Here is an 18,406-nt window from a genome sequence, read left to right as displayed (position 1 = left end):
GGATGGCAAACCAGATTGGCATGCAGAGCATGGCGTGTGCCGTGTTTGGGTCTATGGCCAGAAACATAGTCACAAAGGCGAAGGCGGCGATAGGCACTGCAAAGCCAAAGCATAGCTCGGTTGGAGCATCCGTATGACCTTATCCTGGCCCTACCAGCTTGTAAGCTGAGAAGCATGAACTCTTTCTGCATATGGAATTCGCAATGAACAGGTCTAAATTTTGGGCGTTTGCTCTAGTGCTTGTCACAGCTATTTGGGGCTGGAGCTTTGTCGCAAAGCATAATCTCCAAGGCATGGCGGCCTCGTGCCTCAATAGCTGGTTATTTTTGCTTGGAGGGGCCAGTCTGTTGCCGTTCGCTTTGAACTCGTTGCTCAGAATAGGACGAAAGGATTGGTTAGTCGGCGTGGCGGCGGGCGTTGTGCTGTTCGTTGCGTTTGCATTTCAAACGACAGGCATCCAGCTCACGTCGCCCTCGAATGCTGGATTCATAACCGGGCTTGCAGTGGTTTTCACTCCTTTGATCCTGTATTTCGTGAGTGGTGAAAAGACCAGTAGCATCCAGCTGACAGGAGCTGTCATTGCCTTGGCGGGCTTGGGCCTATTGAGCGCCAGAGGGTTTGAGTTTCACGTGGGTGATCTGCTGATCCTGTTGTGTGCTGTCTTCTTTGCGGCTCACATTGTGGTTCTCGCTAAAGGACGCTTTTCGGGCTCGCCACAGGCTTTCGCGGTGATCCAGTTGTTCACGGTTGGCGTGCTTTCCTTGGCTTGGAGCTTGGGAGCGGGTGAGTTCTCAGTGCCTGCTGACGTGGAGAGTCAGATGGTTGTGGTGCTGCTTGCATTACTGAGCACGGCCCTCGCGTACGTAGTCCAAACCAAAGCACAAACAGTGATTCCAGCCCAGAAGGTTGCATTGATTCTTTTAGCTGAACCGGTGTTTGGTGGTGTATTCGGCTATTTCCTTGCAGGAGATAGGTTAACCAGCGTTAACTTGCTCGGAGGGGCTCTCATCGTCTTTGGGATGTTGATCAGTGAGTTACGTTCGGCCAATCAGCTCAAATCGTTGATATTTAGAGTAATAAGTAGAAAGCCCCACTTGAAAAACGAGCAGAATGCCAGTTGACGCTTGCGTTCGTGAGCGGCGATTATTCTCCAAGACTTACGCAACGAGCATTTACAATGACTCAATTCAATCACGCAGGAATTGCTTTTGGCCTAAAGGCCTTCGCACGTCTGTGCGTTGCCGTTGCTAAGAAATCCAAGAAACAGCCGCTCATCTGACTGAGGCGCGCTGTCTCGTCAGGTGGGCTGACGAGACAGATGGCGCTAGGTATCCCTACCAGACCTCTTTCGACTCTTACCCCTCTGACGGTCACTTTCTGTCAGTAATAGGAGTTTTGCATGTCGAGTTTTCGTGGAATCTGGATTGCCCTGGTTACGCCATTCCGGTCATCTGAGATTGATTTTGATGCTTTAGAGCGTCTGGTAAAGAAGCTCATCGCTGATGGCATTGCCGGGTTTGTGGTCTGCGGCACCACGGGAGAGGCAGCTGCACTTTCAAAAGCTGAGCAGTTATCGGTGCTCGATGCTGTGCTCACTTGGGTGCGGCCATCGCAGGTCGTGATGGGGCTTTCGGGCAACAACATGCGCGAGATGCTGGCATTCCAGTTGGAAATTCAGAAGCGTGAGATCGCAGGCCTACTGGTACCGGCACCGTATTACATCAGACCCTCGCAAATAGGTATTGAATCCTTTTTTACCGCGATTGCGGATGCAGCTTCCGTTCCGGTCATTGTTTACGACATCCCTTACAGGACTGGAGCTCGGATCGAACGGGAAACGCTTAGAAGGATCGTCCTGCATCCACGTATCAACGCGGTCAAGGATTGCGGCGGCGATAGCGAAACCACGATGGCCTTGATCCAGGATGGCCATGCTCAAGTGCTGGCTGGTGAAGACTCACAGCTGTTCAACAGTCTGTGTCTGGGCGGGGCGGGAGCTATATCCGCCTCGGCCCATGTCAGGGCTGATCTCTACGTAAAAATGCAGGAGCAACTGGAGGAGGGCGATGTGTTTGGAGGTCGAGAGACGTTCTATCGCCTTTTGCCTTGGATGCAGATGGCCTTTGCCGAGCCAAATCCGGCTGTTGTAAAGGCTGCTCTTGAGGTTCAGGGAATACTGAATGGCGAGCTGCGCGAGCCGATGCAGCGTTGTACTGCCGTTACACGGCAGAGACTGGTTCACATACTGAGCGAGCTTGAAATCTAGGACAGCACGCGGGTCTCTATTCGGAGCATCGGTGGCCGTCGTGATGGCGAGCCCCCGATGTAACAGGTGTAAGCTTTTTACAACGGCTGCATTAATGGCTTTTGTAGCCGCAAGGGTACAGGCTTGGTCGTTGTTGCTGGCTTCGGCTGAGCACACCCTTTGCTGAGTGCGAAGAGCTAAATTGTGGCGCATGAAGCCAAGGCAATTTAGATATGGAAAGACCTCAGAAACGAGTAAACAGCAACTTTAGCCCTGCAGCGCCAAACACCATAGCCAGAGAGCCTTCAATGAGGCGACGGGCACGCTGGTAGGCACGAATCATTGGTACCGTCGAAAAAACAATCGCATAACCACAGAAAATCGTGACACTTAGGAATGCGCACCCTGTAAGGATGATAGCTACGGTTGATTGTGAGGCCTCTGCACCCAGGCCTAGGCTCATGGTTGCGATCCAACCCAGGAGAGCTTTGGGGTTGGTCAAGTGCATCAGGAGGCCTCGTTGATAAAGCAGGAGTCCAGATGCTCTCCGTGGGACGCTAGCCCCATTAGCAAGCTGCTCATCGGTCTTCAACGCGGATCGAGCTGCTTTGAACCCCAGGTACAACAGATAAGCCCCGCCCAAAATCTTCATGATCACTAGGGCCTGGGCATATTTTGCCAGCACTGCTGATATCCCAGTGGCTGCCAGGCTTCCCCAGAACAGTGATCCGCTTACCACGCCGACAGCAAGGCACAGCGCTGATTTGCGCCCATCCTGCATAGCGACCCCCATTATCCGCATGTTGCTTGGCCCTGGACTCGCAGCACCAATGATGTAGACCAAGAAAACTAGCAACATGTGATGGAGATCAGCTTGCATGATGGGCTCGCGTGGGGCGGTTAGGTCTGTAACTATAGATTTCATTGACCGATACGGTCAATATAACGACCTTGACGCTGACGGGGAATGGGCAGCCAGTTGAATCAGGCGGTATCAAGACGCGCAGGATCCCTAGCTGTCTTGGTGACTTCTTGGTGCAGCACATTTCCTAAGGCGCCTCAGCCTTGTGGTGAGGGAGGCTGGCTGCCGTGCCCAAGGGTCGGCCTGCGTGCGCCGTTGTTGGTGGGCGTAGGAATGGCTGCGCTGGGTCATGCGAGCCTTGTGCTGCCCATTTTGAAGCGGCGCTCAGAGAAACTTCGAAGATAGGCCGGATCTGGTAGCTGTAGCATTGCCGAGTAGAAATTTGCCAATCCAGTGCGGCATAGAGGTTAACTCTTGAAACCGCGGTGTGATTTGGGATCAATGAGAGGTAATTGGTATGTTTACTGGCTTGTGTGCTTTTCCATTAACCCCAATGAACGAGGATCAAGTCGATGAAGCATCATATGTTCATTTGATCTCACGCCTCGTCAAGGCTGGTGTCGACTCGATTGGCGCACTTGGTTCGACTGGTAGCTATGCCTACTTATCGAGAGCTGAAAGGGCGCGCTTAGCACAATTGGCTGTTGAGCATGCCGAGTCCACGCCTGTCATGGTCAGCATTGGCTCTTTGCGTACGAAGCTCGTCTTGGAGCTCGCTGAGGATGCTCAGAAGGCAGGGGTTACCGCTGTCCTACTGCCTCCTTTGTCATACCAAGCGCTGAATGAAACTGAGGTTTTTGACTTTTACAAAACAGTCACATCAAATTTGTCCGTGCCACTTTGTGTATACGACAACCCAGGCACTAATCATTTTACGTTCTCGGATGAATTGCACGGTCGCATTGCTCATCTCCCTAACGTGCGTTCGATCAAGATTCCAGGTGTGCCAGCTTCGCTCCCTGAGGCGAAGGCTCGCGTGGATCGGCTTAGGGCGCTGATTCCGGCACACGTGAGTATTGGTGTGAGTGGAGATGCCTCTGCCGCTACCGGCCTCAATGCTGGATGTGAGGCTTGGTACTCGGTGATCGGGGGGGTGTTCCCTGAAATATCGCTGGCCATCACACGAGCAGCCCTGCGCGGTGATGCTGAGGAGGCCGAGAAACTTTCAAATCGTCTGCTGCCGCTTTGGCAAATTTTTGGCCGTAGCGGTGGGAGCTTGAGGGTGGTTGCCGCAGCGGCGGAGCTCCTATCATTGGTGTCTGCCCCAAGTCTTCCTCAGCCACTCAGAAGTGTCGAAGGCCAGGCAAGGGAAGAACTCAATGCACTACTCGAAGCGCTTGAACTGAGCTAGGTTGCCCACTGGCTCAGCGCCCCGCAATGTGCGGGGCGCTGAAGGTCGAATTGTGTAGACCCTTGCGGACAAGGGTCTATTAATGACGTGGGTACTGCGTTTAGGCGTTATACCAAGTCTACTGGCTGCATCGTCAGAATGATCTTGCCGACGTTTTCAGATGACTCCATTCGGCGGTGGGCATCTGCCGCACGCGACAGCGGGAAGGTGCTATCAACGACCGGCTCCAGGCTGCCCCCTCCCTCGAAACGCTTCAGCCAGCTTTCCCGGAAACGCCGGATCATGTCGTGCTTCTCGGGCTGAGTCCGTGACTTCATGACGGTGCCAATGATCTGCACATGTCGGTACAGAATATCTTCCAGCTTCAAATTCACGTTCCCGCCGCCTCCAAGGATCCCGACCTGAACGAGACGACCTCCTTTAGCCAACGACGCCAAGTTACGCGTAAAATAAGGCTCACCCACAAAATCGATGATGACATCTACACCACGACCATTTGTAGTGGTCGCGATCACATCGGCAAAATCCTGTGTTTTGTAATCAATGGCGTAATCGGCTCCGAGGTGTTCGATCCGGGACAGCTTGCTGGAGTCGGTAGTGGCAAACACCGTTGCACCCGACGCATAAGCCAACTGGACTGCCGCCGAGCCAACGCCCCCCGCAGCCGCGTGGATCAGCACCGAATCGCCGGCTTTTAACTGCCCTAGGTGCAGCATCGCCTCATGAGCGGTGACGAACACCTCAGGAATAGCTGCCGCATGCACGTAATCCAACTGCGCCGGGATGGGCATAGCCATGCGGTAATCGATACGTGCCAGCTCTGCATAAGCACCACCGCCGACGACACCCATGACCCGATCACCGACCGTATAACCGGTGACGGCGCTGCCTAGTTCGATAACCTCTCCAGCGATCTCCAGCCCAATGATGGGAGAGTCACCGAAGTTTGGGCGTCCGTAGCCACCGGTTCGATGAGTCAGATCAGCTCGATTGACCCCAGCTGCGTATACCCTCACAAGCAGATCGCTGGGTCGCACTTCGGGCTTGGGAGCATCTCCCAGTTGCAGCACATCGGCACCACCAAACGTTTCGAATTGAATGGCTTTCATGGTTGGATACTCTCTCCGGAATTCAGGGTAGCGTTGGCAATAGCGGACGCCGTGATAGCGCCTGGAAATCCGACGTAAAACGCCAAGTGAGTGATGGCGGCAGCGATTTCCTCATGGGTGACGCCATTTGCCACCGCACGACGCAGATGCGCAGGCAGCTCGTCTGCGTGTCCGCCAGTAATCAGAGCCGTGATGGTGATCAGGCTACGGTCACGTGGGGATAGCGCCGGATCGCTCCAGACCTGCGGATACAGCGTTGAATCCACGAATTGAGAGAGTTTTGGGGTAAAGGCCCGGGCAGCCTCACGTGGACTGCTGAAGTTGATGCTCGACATGGAATCGCCTTCAGATCTGGCTGATGAATTTGTTGGTGAGATAATGCTCGATACCCTCAATACCGCCCTCGGAGCCATGGCCGCTTTCCTTCAGGCCTCCAAACGGCAGTTCAGTTGCGACGATGCGGTATTGGTTGATGCCGATCATTCCGGCCTCCAGACCATCGGCTACATCGATTGCCGTGCGTGCGCTGGAGGTGAAGGCGTAGGCGGACAATCCGTATGGCAGCCGGTTGGCTTCCGCCAGGCCGTCGGCGAGTTCGTCAAAGGGCATCAGGATCGCGATAGGCCCGAAAGGCTCCTCCTGCATAACCCGAGCATCCATGGGCACATCGATCAGCACCGTGGGCTCGAAGAAGAAACCCTGCCCCGGTAAACGCTCACCACCGGCCAAAACGCGTGCGCCTTTTGCCATGGCGTCAGCAATCAGATCTTCCATTTTTGCCAACTGTCGTGGGTTTGCGAGTGGCCCTACTTGAGTGTGAGGGTGCAGGCCATTACCAATTCGCAGCGCCTTGGTCGCCTTAACGAAGGATTCGACAAAGCGGTCGTAGGCCGCTCGCTGAATAAGAAAGCGAGTAGATGAAATGCAGACCTGACCTGTACCCCGGAACCGGTTAGCAACACCTTCGACGGCAGCCTTTTCGATGTCGGCGTCATCGAACACAAGTACCGGGCCGTGCCCACCTAACTCGAGCGTGATGGGCTTAACACCCTCAGCCGCTCGGGCAGATAGCAGGCGACCAATGGGTACAGAGCCGGTGAATGTCACCTTGCGAATGACCGGCGAGGCGATCAGGTGGCTGGAGACTTGGTCAGGCACACCGAACACCACCTGGAGCACCCCCTTGGGCAGCCCAGCGTCGTCGAGCGCCCGCGCTAAGGCCAGTGCGGTAGAAGGGCTTTCTTCGCCCGGTTTGAGGATCACACTGCATCCTGCCGCGAGAGCGGCTGACAACTTACGAGCTGGCGTGATGGCCGGGAAGTTCCAAGGCGTAAACGCCGCCACTGGGCCGATCGCTTGGCGCTTCACCATTTGCAGCACACCTGGTCGGTTGGCCGGGACGACGCGGCCATCAATACGCCGAGCGCTCTCTGCAAACCACTCGAAATACTCGGCGGCACGAGTGACTTCGTCCATCGCCTCGCTGATAGGCTTACCCTCTTCCAGAGTCATCTGGGCGGCAATGTGGGGAGCGCGCTCCAGGATCAGATCAGCAGCACGCTTCAGGATTTTCGCACGCTGGTCGGGTACCGTCTGACGCCACTGCTGGAAGCTGTGCTCAGCCACGTCAAGGGCGTGATCAAGATCCTCAGCAGTAGCAAGAGGGACACGCCCGATCTCGTTCTCGGTGGCCGGGTTGATGACCGCAGCGGTATCGCGCCCTTGTGTACCAATCCACTCACCGCCGATAAACAGGTAAAGCGAATCGTAGAATGCGTTCATTTGTGCCTCTCATTGATTGTCAGGAATTTCATTACCGCTGAGGCGGGTGTCGCTTGTGGCGAGTCCGCTTCAGTCGGCCTGTGCAATCAAGTCTATGGAGGGCAGCAGCTTTGATTTAGTCCGAAGAATGGGAAGCAATGTTGTGCACAGAGGAAATATCGTGAAGCTGTTTTGAGGTACGCTCTGGCCTAACCTTGCTGCCCAGCTCTTACATCAGGCGTGCGCAAAGCACGCATAGGAAATGCCCTGAGGACTGTTAAATTGGACAAGCTTGCCAACATGTCTGTGTACGTAAAAGTCGTCGAAATGGGGAGCTTCACTGCCGTTGCCAATCACCTCGACTCGACCGTGGGCAATGTGTCGCGCGCCGTTTCAGCGCTGGAAACGATGCTCAATACCCGCCTGCTGCAACGTTCAACCAGACGGCTATCAGTGACCGACGCTGGTCGTAGATTCTACGAGCGCTGCCGTACCATCCTGGCTGACCTTGAACATGCCGAAGCTGAAGCGAGCGATACGCTCCAAGAGCCAAAAGGTATGTTGCGGGTGCACTGTGTCCCTGGCCTCGCGCGCCACCTGATCACACGCGCTGTACTTGATTACCGGAAGGAATATCCGGAGGTTTCAGTCAATCTTGTGCTGTCCCAACGGATGCCCAACCTGCTGGAAGATCAGTTGGATCTTTCGATTCTGATTGCCCGGACACTGCCTGACTCTGCGTACGTCAGCCAGAAAATCGGAGTCAGCCACTGCGTTCTGGTCGCTTCGCCTGAGTACCTCGCGCAGTATCCTATTCCGACTCATCCCGACGACCTGAGCGATCATCAATGCCTGCTACTGAGTACGGTTGATTACGCCCGGGATGAATGGCAGTTGATGAGCAAGTCAGGCTCCGTGACATTCGCACCCACCGGGCCCAGTTTCAGCGTGAACGATATGGAAGCCATGGCCGTCGCCGTGCGTGACGGTGCCGGGATTGGATTGCTGGCGGGTTTTTCGGCAATCGACGATCTGCGGTCTGGAACACTTGTGCGAGTGCTACCGGACTACTACACCCAAGAGCGCAACGTATATGCCGTGTACTCATCGCGCCAGTTTGTGGACGCAAAAATTTCCCGATTTGTCGAAGCTCTGAAAGTGCAGGCCGGTGGTCAGCTGTCTGCCATCACAACCGAACTCGTTAAGTAAGATCCTGGATAACCTAACGGCTCTTACAACCGCTTTGCCGATGGCCACTTCCTTACTCGCGGTATGATGAAATGGTTCTGGGACAACTACACCACCGACTCCAAACAGCGACGTGACATACACGCCTCACCACTGCGCGCTACCTTGGAGCAGCTGCAAGGCCTACCACCAGCTTTGGTACAGACTGCCGAAATGGATGTACTGCGGGACGAGGGTGAAGCTTACGCCCGTAAGCTCAATGCGGCAGGCGTGCCGGTTACTGCCGTTCGATACAACGGCATGATTCACGACTACGGCTTACTCAATGTACTCGCCCCGGTTCCCAGCGTCCGTGATGCGATGAGTCAAGCCGCTCAGGCGGTCAAGCAGCACCTGAAGTAATCGCAAAAATCAGTCGAAGACAGCCAGTCAGATAGCGAATGCTGCTGCTCCGCTTGGCTTCCATATGTGAACTAGGCAGCAAGCGGAGCGCACCGGCCCCGGAGGGGCCAGAGGCGTGCGGAGGGAAGCCCGGAGGGCCGCAACCTAGCAAGGCCAGGCTCCGGTTTTCGACAGCCGCCTCATCACGAGCACGTCCAGTTCTCGTCTTCCTGTTCATTGGCTGGATCGGCTATTCGCTTTCTCAGGTGTCGATGTGGCGGGCTGATGCAGATGAGCACCGGTTGGATCGGTGATCTGAATGACGTTGCCGTGCTGCCAACCATCCGCCTTCGGATCAGCCGCAGGGATTTGAATGTCAGCCCGCTGAGCTTTGGTCTTTGCCGCATCCACTCTCAGACGCCGATTCCGCTGCTCGACCATCGTTGGATCAGCCTGGCCATCCGCTGTGAACCCCATCATCAACTGCGGAACGCCCACCGGTAGGGCTTTGTCCTGGTCGGTGTGCCACGTGTGCCATGTCTTCCCGTAGGTATGGGCAAGCCGCTCCATCAGCGCATGTTCTGCAGCTGCAGGGATACCCGGCGCGATCAACTGCCCGGATGAAACCTCATAGCCATGGCTGTGCCACATCGCCTTCTCCTTGGCCGGCAGACCAGCAAACAGCTGCACGTCGATGATGTACTCGACACCCATGATCTTCGCTTCCTTGGTGTTACCGTCGAAGATGACGCACTGGATGACATCCTCATTCAGGATGGAGCAGTAGTGATGCGCTTCCATCTGCACATCAGGATGTCCGTTGTAAAAGTGGAAGCCACCCAGGTAGGCGTTAATAGCCTCAATGGGCGGCTTGGCCTGCAAGGTCGCGGCTCCGGCTTCCAGCAGCTGAGTCTTTGCTGATTCGGGCCTACCAGGTGTCTCCACTGGCGAATTTGTCTCAGGGGCAGAGCAAGCCCACAGAAAACTACAGGCCAGGGGAAGGGTTATGAATCTGATGAGTTGTGGCATGAGATTGGCTCTAGCTAGTGTCCTTGAGGGACAGCCTGGGCCAGCAGAACGGACAATTCAGAAGACAAACGGCCTGGGTCGGACTAATTTCAGGCAAAAGAAAGCCCGCTGCTAGGCGGGCTAATGGGAGCTGCTATCACACGTAGGGATAGGGCAAGTGTTGCCTAGGTGTCGTGAAAATTGAGTGAAAGAAGAGTCCCGACAATGTCATCAGCGGATTCTCCTAACACAAAGCCAGCCATATGCGCGTGATCTGCGGCTGAGATTTGCGACGGTTCACGTGGTTGAATCTTGTGGTCAAAAAGGCAAGCGGAGCGCGCCGGCCCAAAGGGCCAGAGGCGTGAGGATGGAAGCCCGTTAGGGCCGATCCCTGGCGACGCCAGGGATCGGTTCTCGACAGCCGTATTAGGGGCACGCTCACATCCAGCAGATTCAGATAGGCACCTGGTTACTGCGGGGAGGGTCGGTTAAGAGCTCAACGGATACCCCCAAATTTTGGGCAGTGGGGCAATCGCCGGGCCCGGGAAGATTGAAGGGAGTAGTGCGTGACGTACGGCACGGCTGTCGTGAACCGAGCCTAGGTTTACTTAATCTCGGCCCTGCGGGGCTTCCATCCTCACGGCTGCGCGCACCGCTTACTCAGCCGCTTCGCGGAAAATGCGACGCTCTGAATTGATTGAGCGTGATGAGCCTGCCATCGATGAGATTTGACAGATAGGGCAGCACAGAGCCATTCCGGTTTCTCAACTGAATTTTTCTCGCATTCGACACCTCCATAGGGCATGACCTATAGGAAGGGATTCTTGTGTCAGCACTACAACTGTACGTGATCGAGTATGAACTGCACGGCGATCACCGGACATTCATCATCCGTCTCGAGAAGATGGATAACGCTACTGCTTGGCACTGGGCGAGCTGCGATGCTGGTGTCGGCATTATTCCGAGGTTTGGTCAGCACAACGTCAAGCTGGTGAGCCGGCCTTTGGCCGAGCGCTATGGCATTTCCGAAGTGCGATGGAGGTTAGCGGGGCAGGGGCCGGAGTTCATACCTACCCCTGTTGATTTTAAGAAGTTTTCGGAAGGGGCAGGTGGCGCGTAGCGCCAGGGAGATCAAACTGGAGGTAGCTATGCAACCTATGATTGAGGGCCCGGAAGAAAAAGGGCCAAGCGATGTCCCATTTATCAACGACCCGGAAAAGCCCACGTCGCCGCCTTTGAATGATGCCGATGCTACGGACGCAGCAGAGGCGGAGGAAGACATTCAAGACGACGCAGAGTCGATCTAGATCCGAGGAGCTACGCATGGATACCTATCACCTGAGCCCAACCGCCGATGGCTGGGAACTCAAAAAAGCCGGCGCTGAACGTGCTTCGAAGCGTGCAGCCACCAAGCAAGAACTGGTTAGCTCACTGTCCGACTTCTTTAACGGCACAACAGTATCGGTGAAGATCCACAAGGCGGATGGCACCATCGAAGAAGAACGCACCTACCCGCGTTCTGCTGATCCGAGGCGTTCAAAGGGGTGATCCCAGTCACCGCTAGTGACCTTGGAATTGAGCTCAGCGACACGAGCAGTCACGGTTTGTACAAGTGGCTGCTCGCAAGCTTTCTTATCGGTAAAAGGATTCGCTCAACTGTCGCGGTGGAGACCTATCGGAGCTTGGTTGATCGGCATGGCCTGGACACCCCCGCCAAGCTCGCCCGATGCTCTCACCAACAGCTGGTCGTATGGCTTGGCCAAGCGGGTTATGCCAGATATGACCAGTCCACTGCGAGACGACTGCATGCGTTGGGGACGGGGCTGTCCAGTGATTTGGATGCTCAGCTCAGCTTTTTACGCCAGGGTCTCATTGACCTGCCCACATTCCAACGCTGGCTTTTAAGTTTTGAGGGAATTGGCATTAAAACTTTGGAGATTTTCATGCGAGAAGCTGCCGCACTGCTCGATAACGAGAAGCTGTAAGGACTCTTGGAAGGGCACGACTGAGACCGCCGCCCTAGGCTATCAGTGCGAGCCTAAGTGCATGCCAGCGTTGGAACTTTACGCAATCAACTGCCACCTCCAGGGCGAGCCCGGCCGATACTATCCTCAAGGTGAACAGACCCAACGGCAGAGCACTACGGCGTTTCCGCAGTGCGGAGGTGCGTTTCGAGCGGCGTATGCTCCTGATTGTGTGCGGATGGCCATATGCCTTCATCGACCCGATGCCTTTAGCATGGAACACTGGAAGATCTCAGGACGGGAGGTTCCATGAAGCTCGAGGCCGAAGGACTATCGCTACGCGGACACACAGTGCTGGTCGTTGAAGACGATGTAACACTCAGAACGCTGCTCGTAGACATCCTGATTGAGCTCGGTGCTCATGCGTGTGGTTTTGGTAATGCGGAGGATGCCCTCATCCATCTTCTTGAAAACCACGGCAACTGTTCGTTGATAATCGCCGACCACGGTGTGCCTGGCACACTGAAGGGAGTGGAGTTCCTGCAGATGGTGGGGGGAAAGTGGCCCGACATTCCCACTATTCTGACTTCCGGTTTCCAGTTGGAGAGCTTAGGTGAAGGTCTATCCAGTGAATTCTTATTCAAACCATGGTCGGTCGAAGAGCTGACTGCGACAATCGCCAAGGCCTTGGTTCGCAAGCCCGGTATTACGCAGCAGGACGTTGATCAACATCCTGCATGAGATAAGGCTTCACGCACTCTATGAAACGTTCTAGCGGCCAGGGTTTTTGGAGGAAGTGGATGCCTTGAGGTAGTGCCTCACTCATTTCAGGATGATAGCCGCTGGATACGATGACGTCGGTGTCTGGCAGTTCCTTACGTGCGATCCAAGCCAGGTTCAATCCTGTCGAGACTCCCGGAGTCCGGACATCGGTAATCACCAGTGACCATGGTTGCAGTCTCAGCATCGCAATGCCTTCATCGGCAGTCGCCAGCGCAGTCACGGCTGCGCCTAGATCTTCCAGCAGCATCGTGATCATTTCTCGGAGGGCGGGTTCATCCTCCACCAGAAGAACTGAGGGAGGCATATCGGGGAGTTTTGGCTCAATCATCAGGGTACTCTCATCCAAGCGCACGTGAATAAAGCCATCCAACCTTGAACCGCCGCAACGGCATGGCGACGCGCGATATCATTCCGACATCGCTTTCGCCGGGAAAATTCACTCGCACTATCTGAAAGAAATTTCACATCATTTTATAGCGGCTTCGCTGGGGGCTTGAGCGGGATCGGCGTCGGCCGTAGGTAATTCCTGATCACATTTCTCGCCCATCGCCCGGTACTCCTTTCGCAGCGCATGCAACTGCTTGTTGTCCAGTGCTTCGAGGTCAAGGACGGATCGCTCGGCAGACTTTGTCGCCCGGATCAGCTCGTCCAGCTTGAGATGGATGATGTCGTTGTCCCGGTTTTGAGTGTTCTGAATTAGGAAGACCATCAGGAATGTGATGATCGTGGTAGAAGTGTTGATAATCAGCTGCCACGTATCGTTGTAATGAAACCAAGGCCCGGAGGCTGCCCACATCGTGATTAGTACGATGGCGATGAGAAAGGTGCTTGGCCTGCCTGCTTGGTCTGACAGCCGTTGGCAGAATTGCGCGAATTTCATGATGCTCTCCCTCTGATACGTTGCGCTTACTCAGTTGACCGCCCGCGTGATCAGAAATCATTTTTTACATTTGGCGGATGCTGCGAAAGGTGGGCACGATCACTTTGAACAGCAGCGGCGCAAGCAGGGTCAACCGCTACGACTTTGCTTTGGAGGGTAGTCATGGAAGTCGAGCCGCTGTTGACAGAGCTCTTGATGGCGCGTGGCCCAGGTGGGCAGGAAGATGAGGTACGTTCGATTTGTCTGCGAGAGCTCACTGCATTCTGTGATGACTTGAAAGTCGACAGGGCGGGGAACGTCATAGGCCTGATCAAGGCTGCGCATGACAGTGATCCTGACGAGGCAATCAGGGTTATGGCGCACCTGGATGAGATCGCCATGATCGTAAAAGCGGTCGAGGCTGACGGGACGCTTAAGGTTGTCGCGCTTGGTGGAGCTCAGCCGATCTGCTTTGGTGCCTGTCCAGTCGACATGCTGGGCGACCGAACGACACTTCCGGGCGTTCTGTCCTACGGCTCGATGCACAACAGTGGCAGCACCCCCACGGGCCGAGACGTATTGGCCGGCGACGTCCACTGGAATGATGTTCATGTGGTTACTCGCCTAACCAAAGCCGCCTTGGAAGAAGCGGGTGTTCGACCAGGGTCGCGCGTGGTGCTGAGTCAGCACTGGCGCAGGCCATTCATCGTCAACGACTGCATTGCCGCGCATTTCCTTGATGATCGAGCGCCTGTCACCGCCGTGATTCATTCCGCTGCCTTGCTCAGCAAGCGTCGGCATTTGCTCAAGCAGGATGTCTGGGTGGTGTTGACCACACTCGAGGAGGAGTCCAACGCTGGGGCAATGTATGCAGCCCGTACGTTACCGGGAGATACCACCATCGCGGTTGAAGTAGGGCCCGTACTAACTGAGTACGACACGCGGCTATGCGCAGACCCGATTATCAATACCGGCGATCAGAAGGGCTACTACAGCCGGACGGTGATCCACGGTTTGCTCGAGGCTTCCCGTCGTGCCGGTTACGAACCCCAGGCAGCTTTACTGTTGGACTTCGCCTCGGATGCCAGTGCTGTAATGAGCGCAGGAGTCTGCGCGCGCGCGGGCTGCATTGCCATTCCAACTGAAAACACGCATGGGTTCGAGTTGATCCATTCGCAGGGGATTTCAGCCTGCGCCGCGACGCTCGTCGAGTATCTGATCGACCCTTAGACTACCTGTTTCAAGCTGGTCATGACCGCAGTTCGGCTGCTGTGTTCTTCCTCCAACCCCTGAGGTTCATAAGACACAGCACTACCTGAAGCACAATCAATGCCCACGCTTGTGCATGCCATCCCCAGACCGTCCATAAAATGTTGCTTGCGATAAAGCAACAGAAGCCCACTTTGCGCCGCCCAGGGCGATGCGATCCAATACACCAGGCTGCCAGCACTGTGACCGCCATCGCTGGCCATTCCAGCAGAACAACCCAACTTTCCATCAAATCATTCCAGACCGTTTCCATAAACCTAGAGCCATTTTCCGTCGGTCAAGCCGCTTGTGAGTAATCCGGATCCCTTTGGATTTGGAGTTCACCCTAAAGGACTGGGTTCCGCACACGATAGGGCAGGTGAGCCGGCCCATTTAACGCTCTGGGCCGTAACCGCTGATTGCCAGGGTGGCGCGCATCGCAGCAAGATGCGTAAGCCCTTGCGGCAGGTTTCCGAGGAAGTTTCCTGTACTAGGATCGATCATTTCTGAGTAGATCCCCACGCCATGTTCGAGGCCTTTCACGGCGGCGTGGAGCGCTGACTCGCTCCGCTCGCACTCCCCAAGAAGCGCCCAAGCTTCAATGATCCAGAACGTACAAGCCAGGAAGCAGCCTTCTTCCTCGTAGGCTTGGCTATATCGGTAGTGGAAAGCCCCCGCGCCGAGCTCGACCTGGACAGCTTCCAGGGTGCTACGCAGTCGTTTTGGTGAGGGATAGCCTATGCGCACGGCAAGTGCTACTGACGCATCGAGTCGATCTGTCCCAGGATAAAAAACGTAGGCCTGACGTCGTTCACTCCAACAGTGTTGCTCGATCCAAGCCTGGATGCGTTGCCGTTCTCGATCCCACCGTTCTCGGCATGTGGTTGGGAGGTGACCACCATCAGCAAGTTCGATGGCGCAACTCAAAGCCTGCCAGCAACTGATCTTGGACATCGTGTAGTGACGCGTATCCTGCGATTCCCATATCCCTGCGTCAGCCTGCCTCCAGCAATCGGCGCATTGATCAGCAAGACCCGCTAGGAGCATTGCGCTGGGGGAGTCGAGGATATTGCCGCTGTCGATGAAACAGCGAGCGGTCTCGAAGATGTCGCCGAAGACACCATGTTGGAGTTGGTCACGCGCGTCGTTTCCCACTACTGGAGGTGAATTCTTGTAGCCAGGGAGGTTAACCCTGCGCGCGCAATCACCGAGCGCCCCATCCAGCGTATAAAACACCCTTGGGCCATGCTCGCCCAGTCGATTCAAAAGCCAGGTGAAAGCTGCCTTGGCTTCTGGCTGTGCCCCGATAGCCAGGAATGCCTCGATGGTATATCCAGCGTCCCGGATCCAGGCGAAGCGGTAGTCGAAGTTCTTTGTACCACCTATCCGCTCGGGCAGGGACGAGGTGCCTGCAGCCATGATCGCGCCGCTCGGTGAGGATAAAAGAAGCTTTAGGGCGAGTGCATTGCGCACAACCAGTGGTTTGAGTGGGCCGTCATAGATGAGGCTCTTCGACCATTGGCACCACTCTCGATGCGAACCGTCAATACGCTCGTCGATGAGCTCCAGTGGTGGGAGCACCAGTGGCTCATCTCGCCCAGCCACGATCGCCAAAACAGTCCGTTGCCCCCGGCCTATCCTGATGAATGCCCGGACGCCCATGTCATCCTTGCGATCAATCCGCAACTGGGCGTCGTGCATAAACATTCCTAGGATGCGACCGGCATGAAACACGCAGCCGTTGTCATTCGGCGTCAGATAAGGGCTTACGGTATCGGCCTGTGTACCGAAATCAATGGCGATGTCGAAATCGACAAAACCGTCCATCCCCTCTATACGCCTGGCGAGTTCTGCCCAAGGTAAACGACCAGCTGGGCCACTGTTGAGCGATTCGGTCACTCGCGCTTTCCCGCTTGAAGTGACAAAGCACGTCTCCAGTACGTTGCTGCCTGGGAGATAACGACGTTCAGCACGATACTTTTCGCGAGGGGTGATGGAAAAGAAGCCACCTGAGTGAGGTGCCAACAACCGGTCGAACAGTGGTGGAGAGTCCATCTGCGGAACGCACCACCAATCAATAGAGCCGTCCAAACCTATCAACGCCACCGAGCGCCCATCACCCAGAGCACCGTATTGCTCCAGCAGCAACCATCCGCCGTCGTCGCGTTGGGGTTCAGCGTGCTGCATGCCATCGGCGAATTGGTTTTCCACGAGACGTTACCCTGCTGGAGTGTCCAGTTGGGACAGGCTTGTCGAGCTGATGGTTCGCTCCGACTTTCAGCTGGAAGTCTTTTCTCAGATGATTTAACAATCGGAATTTCGAGTTGCCGCTGAACTCTCAGTCGACGGTAGGTGCATCTTTTTCTCGGCTCCAATCCTCCCAACCAACAAGACCAACAGAGGGTTTTATGACTTGTCTGATTTGCGCAGGGCATGCGCACTCCGTGGAATGTGCGACGGGGTGGGAAGAGCGGCATCGTTCGGAGTGCGGAGGCTATCGCATCTCCCAATCACTCATTTTGGCGATGATGGATCAGGGGCAGATCTTTGACACCAGTAAAATGTGAGAATGGCTGACCACCCAGCGGAGTCTGATGCCTACTCCAATAATTGAGCCTCACCACGCCATTCTCCTTAGTTAAATAGGCGGGGCGCCGTGGCCTGCCCGAGGCTCCTAGAGAATGTCACTTGTTGGGAATGATCGAGATCTTGCCGTTGCGCTCGACAATGGCAAATTTGATCTGCTCCACTTTTTCGATTCCCTGGCTATCGCGTGCAGATTCAAGAATATCGTCTTCAGTGAGTCGCGCTCGGTGCATACGGTGGTGCAGAAAACGGCCATGCTCAACGACCAGCGTAGCGTGGCCGTCCAGCAGTCGCGCCAAAGGCTTGGAATTGAGTTTCGCGAGCGACAGTCCGACATCCAGGACGATCAGCGTCGCGATGACCAACATGGCATTGGTGAAGGAAAAATCATCGCCCAGCAAAGCCTGTTGGGTCGCTTCGCCGATGATTAACAGCAGCACAAAATCAAAGGTCGTCAAGTCAGCTAAGGAACGTCTGCCTGCAACGCGAAACAACAGCATGAGGGCGATGTACATGCCGGCTGCGCGAAGGATTGAATCCATTGCTCGCTCCTAAGGGAATAGGAAGGTAGAGAAGCGGACTGCACTGGATGGGCCTGCGCGCACCGCGCATTCCAGTGTTCCAACATACTCGCTGCGTAAGGTCAGATAGAGCGTGGCAATGCCATCCTCGCTGGTTCCCAGTTGCAGCAAGATGGCCTTGCCCTGTGAGAGCGAGGCTTGTGGTTGAGGTTGTATAGTTTCGATGCTGGCTTCGCGCAGTAGTGAACCATCGAGCTGCACCATGATGGGTTCTCGGGCGCTGCCGCGTACCGTGATGCGCAAGCTGTCAGTTGTGCCACTGCGGCTGAGGCGTTGATACTCAACATGCAGACGGCCATCAGCGCTCGTGACCTGAGCATTGCTGAGTGGGCCATTACCGAATACGCCGGCCAATCCAAGTAAGACAATGACGACCAACAGGTACCAACCCACGCGTTCGAAGCGCCAGACGCGCTGCTGCATGGTCATGTCTTCCTGGACAGGCTGCTGTCTCGACACCAGTTCATCATCCGCCATAGC

The 18,406-nt window shown here is 55.5% G+C and carries 21 protein-coding genes and 1 pseudogene; 11 read left to right on the top strand and 11 right to left on the bottom strand.

The window, feature by feature from the left end; translation table 11 throughout:
- Positions 1 to 203: 203 nt before the first annotated feature.
- Positions 204 to 1,121, top strand: coding sequence for a DMT family transporter (locus ABI582_RS07840; RefSeq protein WP_442118887.1), 918 nt, complete (start codon positions 204 to 206; stop codon positions 1,119 to 1,121).
- Positions 1,122 to 1,399: 278 nt separating this feature from the next.
- Positions 1,400 to 2,266, top strand: coding sequence for a 4-hydroxy-tetrahydrodipicolinate synthase (gene dapA / locus ABI582_RS07835; protein WP_442118886.1), 867 nt, complete (start codon positions 1,400 to 1,402; stop codon positions 2,264 to 2,266).
- Positions 2,267 to 2,489: 223 nt separating this feature from the next.
- Here dapA and ABI582_RS07830 read toward each other — a convergent pair whose 3' ends face one another.
- Positions 2,490 to 3,125 carry a LysE family translocator gene (locus ABI582_RS07830; protein WP_442118885.1) on the bottom strand — a complete coding sequence of 212 codons (636 nt, stop codon included), beginning with the start codon at positions 3,123 to 3,125 and terminating at the stop codon, positions 2,490 to 2,492.
- 439 nt (positions 3,126 to 3,564) lie between these two features.
- Between ABI582_RS07830 and ABI582_RS07825 the strand changes: the two genes are divergently transcribed.
- Positions 3,565 to 4,458, top strand: coding sequence for a dihydrodipicolinate synthase family protein (locus ABI582_RS07825; protein WP_442118884.1), 894 nt, complete (start codon positions 3,565 to 3,567; stop codon positions 4,456 to 4,458).
- Between the two features lie 107 nt (positions 4,459 to 4,565).
- Here ABI582_RS07825 and ABI582_RS07820 read toward each other — a convergent pair whose 3' ends face one another.
- From ABI582_RS07820 to ABI582_RS07810, 3 genes are read right to left on the bottom strand one after another with little or no spacing between them, the layout of a single operon-like run.
- Positions 4,566 to 5,567, bottom strand: a complete 1,002-nt coding sequence (locus tag ABI582_RS07820; RefSeq protein ID WP_325950687.1) for an NAD(P)H-quinone oxidoreductase — start codon at positions 5,565 to 5,567, stop codon at positions 4,566 to 4,568.
- Positions 5,564 to 5,902 (bottom strand): carboxymuconolactone decarboxylase family protein, encoded by a 339-nt coding sequence (locus ABI582_RS07815; RefSeq protein WP_325950689.1) that lies wholly within the window; start codon positions 5,900 to 5,902, stop codon positions 5,564 to 5,566. The genes ABI582_RS07820 and ABI582_RS07815 overlap by 4 nt, the downstream gene beginning before the upstream one ends.
- 10 nt (positions 5,903 to 5,912) lie before the next feature.
- The gene (locus ABI582_RS07810; RefSeq protein WP_442118883.1) at positions 5,913 to 7,349 is read right to left on the bottom strand and encodes an NAD-dependent succinate-semialdehyde dehydrogenase; all 1,437 of its coding nucleotides are present in this window, start codon (positions 7,347 to 7,349) and stop codon (positions 5,913 to 5,915) included.
- 261 nt (positions 7,350 to 7,610) lie between these two features.
- On the opposite strand from ABI582_RS07810, the gene ABI582_RS07805 reads away from it, so the two are divergent.
- Positions 7,611 to 8,537: a LysR family transcriptional regulator gene (locus tag ABI582_RS07805; RefSeq protein ID WP_442118882.1), complete on the top strand. Its 927-nt coding sequence runs from the start codon at positions 7,611 to 7,613 to the stop codon at positions 8,535 to 8,537.
- Between the two features lie 15 nt (positions 8,538 to 8,552).
- Positions 8,553 to 8,918 (top strand): annotated as a pseudogene (locus tag ABI582_RS07800) (alpha/beta hydrolase fold domain-containing protein); the annotation flags it as partial.
- 213 nt (positions 8,919 to 9,131) lie between these two features.
- On the opposite strand, the gene ABI582_RS07795 reads toward ABI582_RS07800, so the two are convergent.
- A complete protein-coding gene (locus ABI582_RS07795) occupies positions 9,132 to 9,926 on the bottom strand; it encodes an OBAP family protein (RefSeq protein WP_442118881.1) in 795 nt (264 codons plus the stop codon).
- Between the two features lie 805 nt (positions 9,927 to 10,731).
- Between ABI582_RS07795 and ABI582_RS07790 the strand changes: the two genes are divergently transcribed.
- The 5 genes from ABI582_RS07790 (at position 10,732) to ABI582_RS07770 (ending at position 12,610) form a co-directional block, all read left to right on the top strand.
- Complete coding sequence (locus ABI582_RS07790) at positions 10,732 to 11,025, top strand: DUF6555 family protein (RefSeq protein WP_008091005.1); 294 nt, start codon at positions 10,732 to 10,734, stop codon at positions 11,023 to 11,025.
- Between the two features lie 28 nt (positions 11,026 to 11,053).
- Positions 11,054 to 11,212 (top strand): hypothetical protein, encoded by a 159-nt coding sequence (locus tag ABI582_RS07785; RefSeq protein WP_442118880.1) that lies wholly within the window; start codon positions 11,054 to 11,056, stop codon positions 11,210 to 11,212.
- Positions 11,213 to 11,228: 16 nt separating this feature from the next.
- Positions 11,229 to 11,453, top strand: a complete 225-nt coding sequence (locus tag ABI582_RS07780; protein ID WP_008091008.1) for a DUF2188 domain-containing protein — start codon at positions 11,229 to 11,231, stop codon at positions 11,451 to 11,453.
- A complete protein-coding gene (locus tag ABI582_RS07775; RefSeq protein WP_442118879.1) occupies positions 11,450 to 11,890 on the top strand; it encodes a DNA methylase in 441 nt (146 codons plus the stop codon). The genes ABI582_RS07780 and ABI582_RS07775 overlap by 4 nt, the downstream gene beginning before the upstream one ends.
- Before the next feature lie 288 nt (positions 11,891 to 12,178).
- Positions 12,179 to 12,610, top strand: a complete 432-nt coding sequence (locus tag ABI582_RS07770) for a response regulator (protein ID WP_442118878.1) — start codon at positions 12,179 to 12,181, stop codon at positions 12,608 to 12,610.
- Here the strand turns inward: ABI582_RS07770 and ABI582_RS07765 are convergent.
- Together ABI582_RS07765 and ABI582_RS07760 are read right to left on the bottom strand one after the other, a co-directional pair.
- Positions 12,576 to 12,980 (bottom strand): response regulator, encoded by a 405-nt coding sequence (locus ABI582_RS07765; protein WP_161990102.1) that lies wholly within the window; start codon positions 12,978 to 12,980, stop codon positions 12,576 to 12,578. The genes ABI582_RS07770 and ABI582_RS07765 overlap by 35 nt on opposite strands.
- Before the next feature lie 138 nt (positions 12,981 to 13,118).
- Positions 13,119 to 13,532, bottom strand: a complete 414-nt coding sequence (locus ABI582_RS07760) for a low affinity iron permease family protein (protein ID WP_442118877.1) — start codon at positions 13,530 to 13,532, stop codon at positions 13,119 to 13,121.
- 162 nt (positions 13,533 to 13,694) lie between these two features.
- On the opposite strand from ABI582_RS07760, the gene ABI582_RS07755 reads away from it, so the two are divergent.
- The gene (locus ABI582_RS07755) at positions 13,695 to 14,741 is read left to right on the top strand and encodes a M42 family peptidase (RefSeq protein WP_442118876.1); all 1,047 of its coding nucleotides are present in this window, start codon (positions 13,695 to 13,697) and stop codon (positions 14,739 to 14,741) included.
- Positions 14,742 to 14,760: 19 nt separating this feature from the next.
- On the opposite strand, the gene ABI582_RS07750 is transcribed toward ABI582_RS07755, so the two are convergent.
- The 4 genes from ABI582_RS07750 to ABI582_RS07735 form a co-directional block, all read right to left on the bottom strand.
- Positions 14,761 to 15,009 (bottom strand): hypothetical protein, encoded by a 249-nt coding sequence (locus ABI582_RS07750; protein ID WP_442118915.1) that lies wholly within the window; start codon positions 15,007 to 15,009, stop codon positions 14,761 to 14,763.
- A 143-nt stretch (positions 15,010 to 15,152) separates the two neighbouring features.
- Positions 15,153 to 16,907, bottom strand: a complete 1,755-nt coding sequence (locus ABI582_RS07745) for a glycoside hydrolase family 15 protein (RefSeq protein WP_442118914.1) — start codon at positions 16,905 to 16,907, stop codon at positions 15,153 to 15,155.
- Positions 16,908 to 17,443: 536 nt separating this feature from the next.
- Complete coding sequence (locus ABI582_RS07740) at positions 17,444 to 17,887, bottom strand: DUF421 domain-containing protein (RefSeq protein ID WP_442118875.1); 444 nt, start codon at positions 17,885 to 17,887, stop codon at positions 17,444 to 17,446.
- A 9-nt stretch (positions 17,888 to 17,896) separates the two neighbouring features.
- Positions 17,897 to 18,403 carry a hypothetical protein gene (locus ABI582_RS07735; RefSeq protein ID WP_442118874.1) on the bottom strand — a complete coding sequence of 169 codons (507 nt, stop codon included), beginning with the start codon at positions 18,401 to 18,403 and terminating at the stop codon, positions 17,897 to 17,899.
- Between the last annotated feature and the right edge of the window lie 3 nt (positions 18,404 to 18,406).

The sequence above is a fragment of the Pseudomonas sp. SAS7 genome, from assembly GCF_052112345.1.
Lineage (GTDB): Bacteria > Pseudomonadota > Gammaproteobacteria > Pseudomonadales > Pseudomonadaceae > Aquipseudomonas > Aquipseudomonas putida_Q.
Note: the sequence above shows the minus strand (reverse complement) of the source record. Positions and strands in the feature narration are given on the sequence as shown.